Source organism: Collinsella sp. CLA-ER-H7, assembly GCF_040092345.1.
In the GTDB taxonomy this organism is placed as follows: Bacteria; Actinomycetota; Coriobacteriia; order Coriobacteriales; family Coriobacteriaceae; genus Collinsella.
In genome coordinates, this window is sequence record NZ_JBBNLT010000004.1 from 83,079 (window position 1) to 98,515 (window position 15,437).

Annotated in this window: 14 protein-coding genes; 10 read left to right on the top strand and 4 right to left on the bottom strand. The window is 61.0% G+C overall.

The features are described from left to right. The first annotated feature begins 82 nt into the window (after positions 1–82). The 6 genes from AAAX75_RS03650 to larD all read left to right on the top strand — a co-directional run bounded on the left by AAAX75_RS03650 (position 83) and on the right by larD (position 8,780). The gene (locus AAAX75_RS03650) at positions 83–1,378 is read left to right on the top strand and encodes a M20 family metallopeptidase (RefSeq protein WP_349091130.1); all 1,296 of its coding nucleotides are present in this window, start codon (positions 83–85) and stop codon (positions 1,376–1,378) included. A 51-nt stretch (positions 1,379–1,429) separates the two neighbouring features. Continuing rightward, the gene (locus AAAX75_RS03655; RefSeq protein WP_349091131.1) at positions 1,430–1,612 is read left to right on the top strand and encodes a hypothetical protein; all 183 of its coding nucleotides are present in this window, start codon (positions 1,430–1,432) and stop codon (positions 1,610–1,612) included. Between the two features lie 304 nt (positions 1,613–1,916). Further along, complete coding sequence (gene hisS, locus AAAX75_RS03660) at positions 1,917–3,230, top strand: histidine--tRNA ligase (protein WP_117640032.1); 1,314 nt, start codon at positions 1,917–1,919, stop codon at positions 3,228–3,230. A gap of 338 nt (positions 3,231–3,568) precedes the next feature. After that, entirely contained in the window at positions 3,569–6,301 is a 2,733-nt protein-coding gene (locus AAAX75_RS03665; RefSeq protein ID WP_346964898.1) for a phosphoenolpyruvate carboxylase, read from the top strand. A 420-nt stretch (positions 6,302–6,721) separates the two neighbouring features. Then, on the top strand, positions 6,722–7,999 hold the full coding sequence (gene larA, locus AAAX75_RS03670; RefSeq protein ID WP_349091132.1) for a nickel-dependent lactate racemase: 1,278 nt from the start codon (positions 6,722–6,724) through the stop codon (positions 7,997–7,999). 49 nt (positions 8,000–8,048) lie between these two features. Continuing rightward, positions 8,049–8,780 carry a D/L-lactic acid transporter LarD gene (gene larD / locus AAAX75_RS03675; protein WP_349091133.1) on the top strand — a complete coding sequence of 244 codons (732 nt, stop codon included), beginning with the start codon at positions 8,049–8,051 and terminating at the stop codon, positions 8,778–8,780. Positions 8,781–9,058: 278 nt separating this feature from the next. On the opposite strand, the gene AAAX75_RS03680 is transcribed toward larD, so the two are convergent. The 4 genes from AAAX75_RS03680 to serB form a co-directional block, all read right to left on the bottom strand. After that, the gene (locus AAAX75_RS03680; protein ID WP_349091134.1) at positions 9,059–9,598 is read right to left on the bottom strand and encodes a TetR/AcrR family transcriptional regulator; all 540 of its coding nucleotides are present in this window, start codon (positions 9,596–9,598) and stop codon (positions 9,059–9,061) included. Between the two features lie 2 nt (positions 9,599–9,600). Further along, positions 9,601–10,500 (bottom strand): LarC family nickel insertion protein, encoded by a 900-nt coding sequence (locus AAAX75_RS03685; protein WP_349091135.1) that lies wholly within the window; start codon positions 10,498–10,500, stop codon positions 9,601–9,603. 10 nt (positions 10,501–10,510) lie between these two features. Then, a complete protein-coding gene (gene larB / locus AAAX75_RS03690) occupies positions 10,511–11,293 on the bottom strand; it encodes a nickel pincer cofactor biosynthesis protein LarB (RefSeq protein WP_349091137.1) in 783 nt (260 codons plus the stop codon). A gap of 114 nt (positions 11,294–11,407) precedes the next feature. After that, entirely contained in the window at positions 11,408–12,043 is a 636-nt protein-coding gene (gene serB, locus AAAX75_RS03695) for a phosphoserine phosphatase SerB (protein WP_349091138.1), read from the bottom strand. 256 nt (positions 12,044–12,299) lie between these two features. Here serB and aspS point away from each other — a divergent pair, with 256 nt between their 5' ends. From aspS to AAAX75_RS03715, 4 genes are all read left to right on the top strand, one after another. Beyond that, on the top strand, positions 12,300–14,087 hold the full coding sequence (aspS, locus tag AAAX75_RS03700; RefSeq protein WP_349091139.1) for an aspartate--tRNA ligase: 1,788 nt from the start codon (positions 12,300–12,302) through the stop codon (positions 14,085–14,087). Between the two features lie 356 nt (positions 14,088–14,443). Continuing rightward, the gene (locus AAAX75_RS03705) at positions 14,444–14,692 is read left to right on the top strand and encodes an HPr family phosphocarrier protein (protein ID WP_022094361.1); all 249 of its coding nucleotides are present in this window, start codon (positions 14,444–14,446) and stop codon (positions 14,690–14,692) included. A 232-nt stretch (positions 14,693–14,924) separates the two neighbouring features. Next, entirely contained in the window at positions 14,925–15,167 is a 243-nt protein-coding gene (locus tag AAAX75_RS03710; RefSeq protein ID WP_040358815.1) for a FeoA family protein, read from the top strand. A gap of 39 nt (positions 15,168–15,206) precedes the next feature. Continuing rightward, positions 15,207–15,428 carry a FeoA family protein gene (locus AAAX75_RS03715; RefSeq protein ID WP_006234774.1) on the top strand — a complete coding sequence of 74 codons (222 nt, stop codon included), beginning with the start codon at positions 15,207–15,209 and terminating at the stop codon, positions 15,426–15,428. Positions 15,429–15,437: the final 9 nt, after the last annotated feature.

The following is a 15,437-nucleotide window of genomic DNA, read 5'->3' on the forward strand; positions in this document are numbered from 1 at the left end:
TTTTATGCGTCGCCCTTAAAGTAGTACCTTGCACTTTACGCTATCAAAGTGCTTGCTGCAAAAACGTTACTGGAGGGCATCTATGGCACCAGCACTGTCCGATCTTCAACCGCAATCAGCGCCCAAGGCCACCGCGGCGGCGCAGACCGCTATCGGTGACGGTCTTGTTGCAGAAGCTCAGGCTTTTGCAGACGAGCTCGCTGCGTGGCGACACGATTTACATCAGATGCCCGAGCTGGGTAATAGCCTCCCGCAGACCTCTACGTATATCCAAGCGCGCCTGACCGAGATGGACATCCCATTTGCTACGCTCGTCGATGGTTCCTGCGTTGTGGGCCTTGTCGGCGCCGGTGCCGCCGCGGCCCAAGGCAATGGCATCTGCACGAATGAGCAGGCCGGTACGGTCATCATGCTGCGTGGCGACATGGACGCCCTGCCCGTTGCCGAGGAATCCGGCGAGCCCTTTGCATCCACCAACGGCTGCATGCACGCTTGCGGTCACGATATGCACGCGACGGCCCTGCTTGGTGCGGCGCGCCTGCTCAAGGCCCGCGAGGCCGAGCTTGTGGAGGCCAACGCTACCGTCAAGTTGCTGTTCCAGCCGGGCGAGGAGACCTTTGAGGGAGCACGCGCTGCCATCGCCGACGGCTTGCTCGAGAACCCGCGCCCTCAGGCGGCCTTTGCCATGCATGTCAACAGCCAGTCGCCGCTTGGCCTGGTGCTCTACGGCAGCCCGGCGCTCTCGGGTGTGTACGGTTTCCGCATCACGCTCCAGGGCAAGGGCGGCCACGGTTCCAGCCCCGAGATCTGCATCGACCCCATCACGGCCGGCGTCCACGTGCACCTGGCGCTCCAGGAGCTTATCTCCCGCGAGGTGCCGGCGGCCAAGGAAGTCGCACTTACCGTTGGTAAGTTTGCTGGCGGCTTGGCGGCCAACGTCATCCCCGACACCTGCGTGCTCGAGGGAACGCTGCGCGGCTTTGATGTTGAGCTCATGGCTCACCTAAAGACCCGCATCGCGGAGGTCGTTAACGGCGTTGCTACGACCTATCGTACGCCGGCGACCATCGAGACGCTTTCGGATGTTCCGCCGCTTGTACTCGACAGCGATATGACTCAGGCGTCGCTTGGCTACGTGGGCGCAGTGCTGCCCAAGACGGCTTTCTTGCCGCTTTTCCATGCCATGGCGAGTGAGGACTTCGCGCTTATCTCGAGCAAGATCCCAAGTGCGTACTTTACCGTGGGCGCGGCCGTAACCGACACGGACGAACACTTTGCCCAGCACCATCCCAAGGCACGTTTTAACGATGCCGAGCTGCCGCTCGGTGCCGCGGCCTATACCGCCGTCGCTTTGGGCTATATCGCCGACCACCGGTAGCACCCAACCTTGCCTTTCAAGCCTGCGGGCATGGCCGTAAGGCCTATGCCCTTGTCTTTCAAGGCAATCTTGGGCACTACCGGCGCCATTGTCTCGGGCGTGCTGTTCGATGCCACGGGCTCCTTTGCGAGCACCTGGATCGTGTGCCTGGCGTGCTCTGTGGTCATGCTCGTGTTCCTGCTGGCATCCGAGCCCATCGCCGCCAAGCTGCGCGCAAGCGTGGCGGGGGAGTAGACGTCCGTCGCTCTTTTCTGTTCGCCCCGTTCTGTCCGTGGCCGCCTTGGAAGCCGAATGGATGCTCGTACCATCATTCGGTTTCCAAGGCGGCCACGGGCCTACGAAATGATCCCTATTCCTCCGTCCCCAACAGATCACGTGATCCGAAGGGGACGGAGGAATAGGGATCACAAACAGCGGCGGCGCGTCTGGCCGAACGAGTCCCCATACCCTCGTTCGGTCAGACGCGCCGCCGCGGTTTGTGTTTGTGCCGTATAATGACCATTACCTATGACGCGATACAAAAGAAAGGTGTTTGCCCATGCAGGCACAGAAGGCGGAGGGAACCCGCGACCTTATCGGCGCCGAGATGCGCGCCTGGCAAAAGATGCAGCAGATTGCGGCCGGCGTGTTCGAGCCGTTTGGTTTTAAACCCATCGAGACGCCCGCGATCGAGCAGGTGGACGTGTTTGTCCACGGTATCGGCCAGTCGACCGACGTCGTGCGCAAGGAAATGTTCCGCGTGTTCAGCGGTGCCAACCTGGAGCGCGTCTTTACCGAGGGCACCGACACCAAACTCAAGCCCAAGCAGCGCCTGGCACTTCGCCCCGAGGGCACGGCCGGCGTGGTGCGCGCCGTCGTCGAGAACAACCTGGTGCCCCAGGGCTCCACGCCGTTTAAGGCGTACTACGCCGAGGCCATGTTCCGCGGCGAGCGTCCCCAGAAGGGCCGCCTGCGCCAGTTCCACCAGGTGGGCATCGAGTGGCTCGGCGCTCCCGATCCGGCGGCAGACGCCGAGTGCATCATCATGCTCATGGAGTTCTACAAGCGCCTGGGCTTCGATCTTTCCAAGCTTCGTCTGCTCATCAACTCGATGGGTGACGCCCAGTGCCGTCCGGCTTATCGCGAGCAGGTTAAGCAGTTCATCCTCGATCACGCCGACGAGATGTGCGATGAGTGCCGCGAGCGCGCCGAGCTCAACCCGCTGCGTGCCTTCGACTGCAAGAACGACCACTGCCGCGAGATCATGGCCGAGGCTCCGCTGATGGGTGACAACCTGTGCGATGAGTGCCGCGAGCACTACGAGCAGGTCAAGCGCTATCTGGATGCCGCCGGTATCGAGTATGTCGAGGATCCCACCTTGGTGCGCGGCCTGGACTACTACACCCGTACTGTCTTTGAGGTCGAGGCCCCTGGCGCCGGCGTCGGCTCCATCGGCGGCGGCGGCCGCTACGATGGCCTGGTCGAGCTCGAGGGTGGCAAGCCCACGGCGGGCGTCGGCTTTGCTGTCGGTTTTGAGCGCGCCCTGCTGGCCCTGCAGGCCTTTGGCAGCGATTTGGGTGCCGATGAGGCCCCGTGCGTCTATGTCGCCAACGCCGGCAAGGAGCTGCGTCAGAACGTCTTTGCCATTACGCAGGAGCTTCGCGCCGCAGGTATCGTGACCGAGGCCGACTATCAGGGTCGTTCGCTCAAGGCCCAGTTTAAGCAAGCCGATAAGGTAGGCGCCAAGCTCATCTTGGTCCTGGGTGGCGACGAGCTTGCCGCCGGCAAGGTCAAAGTGCGCGACATGCAGAGCCATGACGAGGTGCTCGCCGATCTGGACAACGTCGTCGAGGCGGTTCGCGAGCGCCTGTAGCGCATCTTTTTGAGCTTCGGGCCTGCTAACGTGCCCTGCTCATGGAGAGCGATTGTTACGGGGGTGTTTCGCTTTTATGCGGAATGCCCCCGTTTACGTATGCCGCCCACCGAGAAATACGACCATTTAGGGCAAAAACCTTTGCAATGCAGAAAATACTTTTGTGTGGTAAAGCGCAATCAGTGTCGAAAGTATTTCTCAAGCGCCTATAATGAATACCGCATGTTACGTGCATAGAAGGAGGAATGGGAGGAAACGTGGCTGAGAACCTAAGCAACCAGTCTGTACCCGAAGCCGCGGCGCGCGTCGCTGCCGTGGTCAACCGCCTCGTTAACCGAATCGGCTCGAATGCCGAGTCCAGGGAGCGTCTCGCCGAGATCGAGATCCCCGAGGAGCTGCGCGACAATCTGGCGCTGTTCTTGCGCCTGGAGCGCCGTGTGCTTAGCGAGTATGATCCCGAGATCGCGGACCTGTTCGACAAGATTTTGACAGCCGAGATTGTGGTCAATGCCGGCAACCCCGGTACCTGCGCTGCCGACGAAGCCGTCGACGAGCAGGGCGTGCCCACCGCCGACGAGCCCACTGCCGTGGCATTTCGTGAGGTCGTCGATTTGATCGACAGCCTGCCGCTCGATAAGCAGCAGGTCATCGTTCGCGCCTTTACGAGCTTTTTCCATCTGGCAAACCTGTCGGAGGAGAACTACCGTGTGGCGCAGCTGCGCGAGCGCGAGGCCGGTGCGTCGACCGATACCGAGGTCGATCCTGCCAACGAGCTTACCGTTGCCTATCACCAGCTGGTGAATGAGCTGGGTGTCGAGGGTGCCAACGAGCTGCTCGACAAGCTCGAGTTCCACCCTGTCTTTACCGCACATCCCACCGAGGCCCGTCGTAAGGCCGTCGAGGGCAAGATCCGCCGTATCTCCAACCTGCTGGAGGAGCGTCCGCGTCTGGGCGGCTCCGACCTGGTGGAGAACGAGCGCCATATGCTGCAGGAGATCGACGCCCTGGTGCGTACGAGTCCCATCGCGCTCAAGAAGCCCACGCCGGTCGAGGAAGCCGATACCATCATCGACATCTTCGATAACACGCTGTTCGACGTTATCCCCGTTATCTATCGTCGTTTTGACGATTGGGTGCTGGGCGACAAGGCCGGTACTGTGCCGCCGCTGTGCCCGGCGTTCTTCCATCCCGGCAGCTGGATCGGTTCCGACCGCGACGGTAACCCCAACGTCACCGCCAAGGTGAGCCGTGAGGTCGCCGCCAAGTACTTTACGCACATGGTGCTCAAGCTCGAGGACAAGTGCCGCCACATCGGCCGCAACCTCACGCTCGAGGCTACCTACAGCAAGCCGTCGGCCGAGCTCATTAACCTGTGGAACCATCAGGTCGAGATGAGCCCTCGTTACACGGCCCGCGCCGAGCTGATCTCCGAGCACGAGCCGCATCGCGCCGTCATGCTCGTCATGGCCGACCGCCTGAACGCCACCGTGCGCCGCATCACCGACACCATGTACCACAGCGCCGACGAGTTCCTGGATGACCTGCGCGTCGTCCAGCGTTCGCTTGCTGCCTGCGGAGCCGTCCGTGCCGCCTACGGTCCGGTCCAAACCATCATCTGGCAGGTCGAGTCCTTCGGCTTCCATATGGTCGAGATGGAGTTCCGTCAGCATTCCGTGGTGCACGCCCGCGCCCTCAAGGATATCCACGAGAACGGTATCCATGGCGACCTGCAGCCCATGACGCGCGAGGTCATCGATACCTTCCGCGCTATCGGCTCCATCCAAAAGCGCTACGGCAAGAAGATGGCGCACCGCTACATCATCTCGTTCACCAAGAGCGCCCAGCATGTGGCCGACGTCTTTGAGCTTGCCCACCTGTCCTTTGCACACGAGGAGGACGTTCCCGAGCTCGACGTGATCCCGCTGTTCGAGCAGCTCGAGGACCTCGAGGGCTGTGTCGACGTGCTCGACCAGATGCTTACGCTGCCCGTGGTGCAGAAGCGCCTTGCCCAGACCAACCGCCGCATGGAGGTCATGCTGGGCTATTCCGACTCCTCCAAGGATGCCGGTCCTACCACGGCTATGCTCGCGCTGCACTCCGCGCAGGAGCGCATTGCCAAGTGGGCAGAGAAGAACGATATCGACCTGGTGCTCATGCACGGTCGCGGCGGTGCCGTGGGCCGTGGCGGCGGTCCGGCCAACAAGGCCGTGCTGGCGCAGCCCAAGGGTTCGGTTAACTGCTTCTTTAAACTCACCGAGCAGGGCGAGGTCATCTTTGCCCGTTACGGCAACCGCACGCTGGCTCAGCGCCATGTTGAGTCCGTTGCCGCCGCAACGCTTTTGCAGTCGGCTCCGAGTGTCGAGAAGACCAACACCGAGACCACGCAGAAGTTCTGGGATATGGCCGAGAAGCTCAACACCGCAAGCCACGAGCGCTATCTGGACCTGCTGAACACCGAGGACTTTACACCGTGGTTCTCGACCGTGACGCCGCTGACCGAGGTCGGTCTGCTGCCGATCGGCTCGCGTCCCGCTAAGCGCGGCCTGGGCGCCAAGTCGCTCGACGACCTGCGTACCATTCCGTGGATCTTCAGCTGGAGCCAGGCGCGCATTAACCTGGCCGCTTGGTACGGCCTGGGCACCGCCTGCGAGCAGCTTGGCGATCTTGACCAGCTCAAGGCTGCCTACCAGGAGTGGCCGTTCTTCCGCACCTTTATCGACAACATCGAGATGTCGATCGCTAAGACCGATCAGCGTATCGCCAAGATGTATCTGCACCTGGGCGACCGCGATGATTTGTCCGAGAAGGTCTTCACCGAGATGCAGCTCACGCGTAAGTGGGTCCTTGCCATCGTCGGTGATGAGTGGCCGCTGCAGCGTCGTCGCGTGCTCGGCTGCGCCGTTCGCGTGCGTAACCCCTACGTCGACGCCCTGTCCATCGCCCAGGTCCGCGCCCTTCGCGAGGTGCGTATGAACCAGGATGAGATGGCCGAGGAGAAGAAGGCCGAATACATGAGCCTGATTCTTTCGACTGTGACCGGCGTCTCGGCAGGATTGCAGAACACGGGGTAATCGATAGCCCTGTAGTCGTCCGGGCCCGCCATCAGTTTTCTTTTAGGCACGTCCTCGGACATGCAAGAAGTCCTCGCTGCGCACTTCGTGCGGCGAGGGCTTCTTGCGTCCTGCGGAGTGTGCCTAAAAGAAAACTGATGGCGGGCCCTGCGATGTCCGGTCTTCGGCGGATTACTGGCTGGGGGAATATTGGTGCGCTTCGCGCGTTTTGGATGGGGTCTATCCCGGTGGCGCATTTGGCGCTTCTCGCCTTACGACTGTAGCGGCCGCGGTCCCAAGCGGGATCGCGGCCGTTTTGTTGTGGGTCAAATATGAACGTTGTGTTAATGAGTCGGTGGACGGTGGTGTTTTTCGGTGAGCGGCGTATCCTTCCAACGGTTTATCTAGTGTGTCAGTTGAAAAGGAAGAGGGCGCTCGTCATTGTTTGAATGTGAACCGCCGTTTGACCACAAGACGTTGCATCTGGAGCTCGAGGATAAGAACTTCGCGGGTGTGATGGAAGGTCATCAAAACGAGTTTAAGACCACGAAATCGCAGGAAGAGCTGGTAGAGGAGTCGCTTGCCAATCCTTATGGCTCGCCTTCGCTCGAGGAGCTTTGTGCTGGCAAGAAGGATATCGTCATCATTAGCTCCGATCATACGCGTCCCGTTCCCTCGCGTGTGACGATGCCTATTCTGCTGCATCACATCCATTCTGCTGCGCCCGAGGCTCGCGTGCGTATTCTGGTTGCTACGGGTATGCATCGTCCGTCGACGCACGAGGAGCTCGTCAACAAGTACGGCGAGGAGATCGTTGCCAACGAGGAAATCGTTATGCACGTCGCGACCGATGACAGCATGATGAAAAAGATCGGCACCCTGCCTTCTGGCGGCGAGTGCATCATCAACAAGATTGCTGCCGATTGCGATCTGCTGCTTGCCGAGGGCTTTATTGAGCCGCACTTCTTTGCCGGTTTCTCTGGTAGCCGCAAGTCCGTCCTGCCTGGTATCGCCAGCTACAAGACCATCATGTACAACCACAACGGTCAGTTTGTGAACGATTCCCATTCGCGTGCCGGCAACCTGTGCCACAACCACGTGAGCGAGGACATGTTTGCCGCTGCCGAGATGGCTCACCTTGCCTTTGTGCTCAACGTGGTGCTCAACGGCAAGCACGAGGTCATCGGCTCCTTTGCCGGCGACATCCACAAGGCGCACGAGGCTGGCTGCGAGTTCGTGAAGAGCCTTGCCGGCGTTGAGCCCGTCGAGTGCGAGATTGCCATTACCACCAACGGCGGCTACCCGCTCGACCAGAACATCTATCAGGCCGTGAAGGGCATGTGCTCTGCCGAGGCTACGCTTCCCGAGGGCGGCGTGATCATCGATGTCGCCGGTTGTGCCGACGGTCACGGTGGCGAGGGCTTCTATCACAACATCGCCGACAATGATCCGGCAGAGTTTGAGCGCGCCTGCATCGACCGTCCTAAGGACGAGACCCTGCCCGACCAGTGGACGAGCCAGATCTTTGCCCGCATCCTGGCGCATCACCCTGTGATCATGGTTACCGACCTGTGCGATCACCAGATGATCAAGGATATGCACATGACGCCGGTTAACACCCTCGATGAGGCGCTCAAGCTCGCCTTTGAGATGAAGGGTGCCGATGCCAAGGTTGCCGTCATTCCCGATGGCCTGGGCGTTGTCGTCGCGCAGCACTAGTGCGTGGCCCAAACGAATCGTTTATAACCGACAAGAAAGATAAGGTTTTATGCTTACCAAACTCCTCTGCGAATTCGGCGCAACGGCCCTCATGATCATCTTTGGCGTGGGCGTACACTGCGATACCGTGCTCAAGGGCACCAAGTATCAGGGCTCTGGTCATATGTTTGCCATCACCACTTGGTCTTTTGGCATCTCGGTTTGCCTGTTTGTCTTTGGCGGCGCCGTGTGCATGAACCCCGCCATGGTGCTTGCCCAGTGCATCGTCGGCCTGGTGCCGTGGAGCAGCTGCATCCCCTTCATGGTTGCCGATATGCTCGGCGGCTTTGCGGGTGCCGTGATCGCGTGGTTGATGTATGCCGATGAGTTCAAGGCTTCCGATGGTGTCATCGATCCCATTGCTCAGCGCAACATCTTCTCGACCAACCCCACCACCGAGGGCACCAACTATGCCCGTAACTTCTTCTGCGAGGCTATCTGCACCTTCGTGTTCATCAGCGCCATCCTTGCTGCCGCTAGCCGCGCTGGCGAGAACGTTTTGATGCTCGCTATCTGCGTCGGTCTGATCGTTTGGGCCGTTGGTATGGGCATGGGCGGCATCACCGGCTTCGCCATGAACCAGGCTCGTGACCTTGGTCCTCGCATGGCCTATCAGGTGCTGCCGATTAAGAACAAGGCCGACAACAACTGGAAGTACGGCCTGCTCGTTCCTGGCATCGCACCGTTTGTCGGTGCCGCTCTGGCCGCGCTGTTTGTGCACGGTTTCTTGGGCATGTTCTAGTTCAAGGCTACATAGTTGTCCGCTGGCCGCATGGGGTAACTTCCCAGCGCGTCCTCGGACATGAAAGAACCCCCGCTGCGCGCTTCGTGCGGCGGGGGTTCTTTCGTCCTGCGGAATGCGCTGGGAAGTTACCCCATGCGGCCAGCTGCGGGATCTTAGTCGCGTCGGAACAGGCAACCCAACATATATCTGAAATTGGGTGTGAGGGGCGCTTTGCTGTTGGGGCGTTGAGATGAGGGCGACACTTTGGGAAGCGACGACGCCTTGGGAGGGGGCGTCTATCTGAAGAGGGGCTTTATGGCCGAGAGATAGTCTTTGGCTACGTCGGCCTTATCTGCTTGAAAGTTGTGCCAGGCCCACCATTGGACGGTGGCTACGAAGCTTGAGGCTATGTGGTGTAGTAGGAAGCTGCGGTCCATGGTGCTGGCGGGGCCTGTGGGGTCGGCGGAGACGGTTTCGGCTGCGCGCGACATGATGGTCTTGCGGAGACAGTCGGCGAAGACGCGTGAGCCGGCGCCGGCTACGAGGGCTCGAACGCCCTGGCGGCGCTCCCAGAGGTTGTTGAGGATATGCTCGACCTGCACGAGTGGGTCGTCGAGCGGTGTGCCATCGTCGTCGAGGGCGTGGGTGCAGATGTCGCTCACGAGCTCGGACAGTAGGTCGTCCTTGCTCTTAAAGAGACCGTAGAATGTCGCACGGCCTACGTGAGCGCGCGCGATGATGTCGCCGACGGTAATCTTGCCGTAGTTCTCTTCGCGTAGCAGCTCGGAGAACGCCGCAACGATGGCGGCGCGGCTTTTTTCTTTGCGGGCATCCATGGCTATGCATCCACGTGAACGAGCAGACAGCGGAGCGTGCCGGAGCAACCCTCGTAGGGGCGCTTGCCGGCGCCGTAGCCGACGGCTTCGATGTGGTAGCGTGAGGGCAGTTGGTCGGACGTGCGCAGCGCGGTGACGATGGCGGCGCCCGTGGGCGTCACGAGCTCGCCAGCGACTGGTGCAGGCATGAGGGCGATATTGCCCGCCTGGCACAGGTTGACGACAGCGGGGACGGGAATGGGCATAAGGCCGTGGGCACAGTGGATGGTTCCGTGGCCCTCGGAGAGCGACTCGACCACGATGTCCTCAATACCCAGGTCATCGAGGCAGATGGCGACAGAGCAGACGTCGACGATGGAATCGACGGCGCCTACCTCGTGGAACATGACGGTCTCGGGCGTTTTGCCGTGGGCCTTGGCCTCGGCGGCGGCGAGCGCGGTAAAGATGGCGAGCGCACGACGCTTAGCGCCATCGCTTAGCTGCGAGCCGTCGATGATGGCGGTGACGTCCGCCAAAGAACGATGGTGATGGTGGTGGGCGTGATGATGCCCCTCGTGGCCATGGCCGTGGGCCTCATGATCATGCTCATGGCAGTGTTCGTGCTCACCATGGTCATGATGGTGGTGCTCGTGCTCGGCAGCTGCTTCGTTGCCGTAGAGCCAGGCCATATCGTGATCGTGGTTCTCGAGCTCCTCTGCCAGCTGAACGTCAAAGTCGCAGGCGTCGATGCCATGCTTGTTTACGTGTGTAACGGCAACCTCAAACCCGTCAACCGGCAGTGTGGCGAGCTGTTCGCGCAGGTGCTCCTCGCTGGCGCCCAGATCGAGCAGGGCCGCGACGGTCATGTCGCCGCTGATGCCCGAGGTGCCGTCGATGATAAGCGTGTGCTGATGATTGGACATGGAATGCTCCTTAGCGGGCGCGGGGTGTGCCGGCGCTCAGATGATTGATAAGACTTGCCTGGTAGGCGGCGCCAAAGCCGTTGTCGATATTGACGACCGAAACGCCGCTGGCACAGGAGCTGAGCATGGCGAGCAGCGCGGCTACGCCACCAAAACTTGCGCCGTAGCCAACGCTGGTGGGAACGGCGATGACCGGACAGCTCACCAGACCGCCGATAACGCTCGCCAGCGCGCCCTCCATGCCGGCGATGGCGATGACCACCTGCGCCTGGGCAAGTTCCTCGGCATGCGCGAGCAGGCGGTGCAGGCCGGCGACACCTACGTCGTAGAGGCGGTCGACCTCGTTGCCATAGAACTCGGCCGTCAACGCGGCTTCTTCGGCGACGGGTAAGTCGCTCGTGCCGGCGCAGGCGACGACGATGCGTCCGTTGCCGGTAGGGGAGGGCTTGCCGCCCACGAGGGCGAGCTGCGCGTCCGGGACATATCCCAGGTCAATGCCGTTGCCGAGAAGCTCAGCGGTGCGCGCGGCTTTTTCGGCATCCAGGCGCGTGACCAGGATACGTTCCTGGCCGGCATCGCGCAGCGCTTCGATAATGGCGGCAATCTGCTCGGCGGTTTTACCGGCACCGTAGACAACCTCGCCGGCTCCCTGGCGCACTCCGCGCGAAAGATCGAGCTGCGCAAAACCCAGATCGGCGGTCGGCGCCGTCTGGATGCGCGTGAGGGCGACTGCCGGAGTGACTGCTCCGCCGGCAACATCGCTCAGCAGCTGCTCTAGGTCTCGCTTATCCATATATGTTCCCTTCGACGGCGCAAAGTCTAGCACTCAAAGGGTATGTTTCCGAACACTAAGACAAAATTGTTCGGAAACTATAGGACAGACTAATTCAATTGTTAGACGGATCGGCTAGTCGCGCAGGATGATGTCCATGGCGAGCATCAGGTTGCGCTCGTCGATGGCAAACGGGGCGGCTTCGCGCGTTTTGGGCTTGGCGCAAAACGCGATGCCAGTGCCCGCGGCCTGAATCATGGGGATATCGTTGGCGCCGTCGCCAATAGCGACCGTGTGGGCCATGTCGACGCCGCACTCAACTGCCCAGTCCAGCAGCTGGATGAGCTTGGACTCCTTGGTCACAATGTCTGCTGCCAACTTACCGGTGAGCTTGCCGTCCACGACCTCCAGGCGGTTAGCCAGGCAAAAGTCGATGCCCGCGGCGGCCACGATCTTGTCGGCGACCTCGTGGAAGCCGCCACTCACGACGCCAACCTTCCAGCCCTTGCTGTGTGCCGAGCGCACAAGCTCCAGCGCGCCGGGGGTAAACGTCACGCGCTCAAAGGTGCGCTCGAACACGCTCTTGTCCAAGCCGGCAAGCAGCTTCACGCGCTCCTCGAGCGCCTGCTTAAAGTCGAGCTCGCCGCGCATGGCGCGCTCAGTGATCTGCGCCACTTGCTCGCCTACGCCGGCCTCCTCGCCCAACAGGTCGATGACTTCCTGGTTGATGAGCGTGGAGTCGATATCCATAACGATGAGGCGTGCAGTCATGGCGGGCCTTTCCGAGTGCAGTTGTATTGGGGCACATTGTCGCACGTGGCGCGCGTCGGCGACGGTCACGGTGCGTCAATTGTTTCGTCTCCGTCAAGTCTTTGGGCAGGAGCTACTTTTCCGCGGCACATCGACGCAGGTGCGATAAGATAGAACGCCATGTCTGGCTGCGCGGTTTACGCAGGCTGGGCAAATCTGTACGACGCCGCCCGGAACGACACGGGGCGGCACAGATCCATAAAGGAGGATCACTGGTATGAGCCAGACCCGTCCCATCGACGAGCATTCCATGCACACCCGTACCTGCGGCGAGCTTCGCCGCGAGAACGTGGGCGAAGAGGTCACCCTCACCGGTTGGGTGAGCCGTCGCCGTGACCACGGCGGCCTTATTTTCTGCGACCTTCGCGACCGCGAGGGCATCACGCAGCTCACCTTCGACCCCGAGCACTCCGACGGCGACGCCTTTAAGATCGCCGAGACCATGCGTCCCGAGTGGCCCATCAAGATCCACGGCGTCGTGCGCTCCCGTGGCGAGGAGACCACCAACACCAAGCTCGCGACCGGCGAGATCGAGGTCCTGACCGACCACGCCGAGGTGCTCAACACGTCCGTCACCCCGCCGTTCCAGATCGAGGACGGCATCGAGACCAGCGAGGACACCCGTCTGCGCTATCGCTATCTGGACCTCCGTCGTCCCGAGATGATGGCCAACCTCAAGCTGCGCTCCGACTTTACCTTTGCCATTCGCGAGGCGCTGCACAACCGTGAGTTCATGGAGGTTGAGACGCCCTCCCTGTTTAAGTCCACGCCCGAGGGCGCCCGCGACTTCATCGTTCCCAGCCGTATTCAGCCGGGCAACTTCTACGCCCTGCCGCAGTCCCCGCAGCTCCTGAAGCAGCTGCTCATGGTCGGTGGCGTCGAGCGCTACTACCAGGTTGCCAAGTGCTTCCGCGACGAGGACCTGCGTGCCGACCGTCAGCCCGAGTTCACCCAGGTCGATATCGAGATGTCCTTCGTGGACCAGAACGATGTCATGAGCGCACTCGAAGAGGTCCTGTCCGATGCCTTCGGCCGCATGGGTGTCGAGATGCCCACACCGCTGCGTCGCATGAACTACTGGGATGCCATGGACACCTATGGCTCCGACAAGCCCGATACCCGCTATGGCATGCACCTGGTCGACCTGACCGACATCTTTGCCAACTCCAAGTTCAAGGTCTTTGCGACTGCCGCAAACGAGGAGGGCTCTGCCGTCAAGGCCATTAACGCCAAGGGCGCCGGTGCCTGGGCACGTGCCAAGATCGATAAGCTTGCCGGCGTGGCCTCCACGTTTGGCGCCAAGGGCCTGGCATGGATCGCCTTCCGCGAGGACGGCTCCATCAACAGCCCCATCGTCAAGTTCTTCTCGGACGAGGAGATGGCGGCTCTGCGCGAGCGCATGGACGTCGAGCCCGGCGACCTTGTGATGTTCGCCGCCGGCCCGCGCCTGCTCTCTGACGAGATCCTGGGCGGCATGCGTTCCCACATGGCCAACGCGCTCGAGATCAAGCGCGAGGGCCACGACTTCCTGTGGGTCGTCAACTTCCCGCTGTTCCACTGGGATGAGGACCGCAAGGCCTATGCTGCCGAGCACCAGCCCTTTACCCTGCCGACCGAGACCGACATCGCCAAGATCGAGGCCGATCCGCTGGCAGCCGGTTCGTGCACCTACGACTTTGTCATGGACGGCTTTGAGGCCGGCGGCGGCGGTATGCGTATCCACAACGCCGAGATGCAGATGTCCATGCTCAAGCTCCTGGGCTTTACCGAGGAGCGTGCCGAGTCTCAGTTCGGCTTCCTCATGGAGGCGCTCAAGTTTGGTGCACCCCCGATGGGCGGTTTCGCTCTGGGCCTGGACCGCGTGTGCATGCTGCTCACCGGCTCCGACTCCATCCGCGACGTCATGGCGTTCCCCAAGACGGCCAGCGGCTCCGACCTCATGTCGGGCGCCCCGAGTGCCGTTTCCGGCGCCCAGCTCAAGGACGTCAGCCTGCGCCTGATGTAGGCAAGCGGCTACATATTGCCCGTAACGAGGGAAGGACGCGCGCCTTCCCTCGTTTTTTATGCGCGGGCGTTGCGAGGGCATAGGTTGACTGGGCGTCGCGGAAACTGCGACCCGGAATTTGCGTCCAAAACGGGTCGCAGTTTCCCAAACAGGGTCCTTTTGGAAACTGCGACCCAGAATCCAGCCAAATAACGGGACGCGCTTTCCGGTTGAGCTTTCTGGCGGAAACTGTGTCCCATCATTGACGCTCGAAATGGGATGCGATTTCCATCCCGCCCTCAACAAGCATCTAACGCTACAATAACTACCACGTGGCTGGGTTTTGCCGGCCGATGTGCGATGTCGCGGGAGGGGACATGGTCGAGTTTACGAAGACGATTAAAGATCCGTTGGGACTACATGCCCGCCCGGTTGCGCTGCTCTATGACATCATTGCCAAGCATCGTAGCGACGTGTCAGTCAGCATCGGCGATCGTCACACGGATGGCCGCGATGTCATGGGACTCATGGCTCTCTACGGCGAGTGCGGCGAGGACATCATCTTTCGCGTTTCGGGCGTAGATGAGGCCTCCTGCGTTACGTCGATCAGAAACCTCTCGCTCTAACCTCAACAATGTGACAAAGGGGCAGTCCCCTCTGTTGCATCAATTGGTATGGCAAGGCGCCGCAAAGAGACAGTCTTTGCGGCGCCTTTGTTTCGTATAGGAAACTTTTTCGAAATCTGAATGCGGACCCTTTCCAAAAAGTTAACCACGTGTTAGTTTACTATAGTGAACATAGGCGTGGTTAACTTTTACCGTGTCGATGTTAAGGACGAACTGACGTTAGGAGCCACTCATGTCTTGCGGACCGCAGATGCCGGCCATGCCGCTTTCGATGGTAAAAGCGGGCGAAACCGTGCGCGTGTCCCGTGTAAAGGGCAATGAGGACATGAAACACCACCTCAAGGACCTCGGCTTTGTCGAGGGCAGCGAAATCCACGTGGTGAGCTCGAGTGGCGCCAATATCATCGTCACTGTGCTGGGCGCACGCTTTGGTATCGATTCCAAGGTTGCCATGCACATCATGACCGTCGGCTAGTCTGCAGCATTTCATAAAAACCGAAAGGGGGACAAGAGGATGAAGACGTTGGGTGACGTTAAGGTGGGCGAGAGCTCTACCATCGTCAAGCTTCACGGTGAGGGTGCGCTTCGCCGCCACCTTATGGACCTGGGGCTCATCAAGGGCACTTCGTTCAAGGTCGTGAAGGTCGCGCCGCTCGGTGATCCGGTCGAGATCAACGTGCGCGGCTACGAGCTTTCCATCCGCAAGGAGGAGGCCGCCGTCGTCGAGGTTCAGTAAGGACTCGTG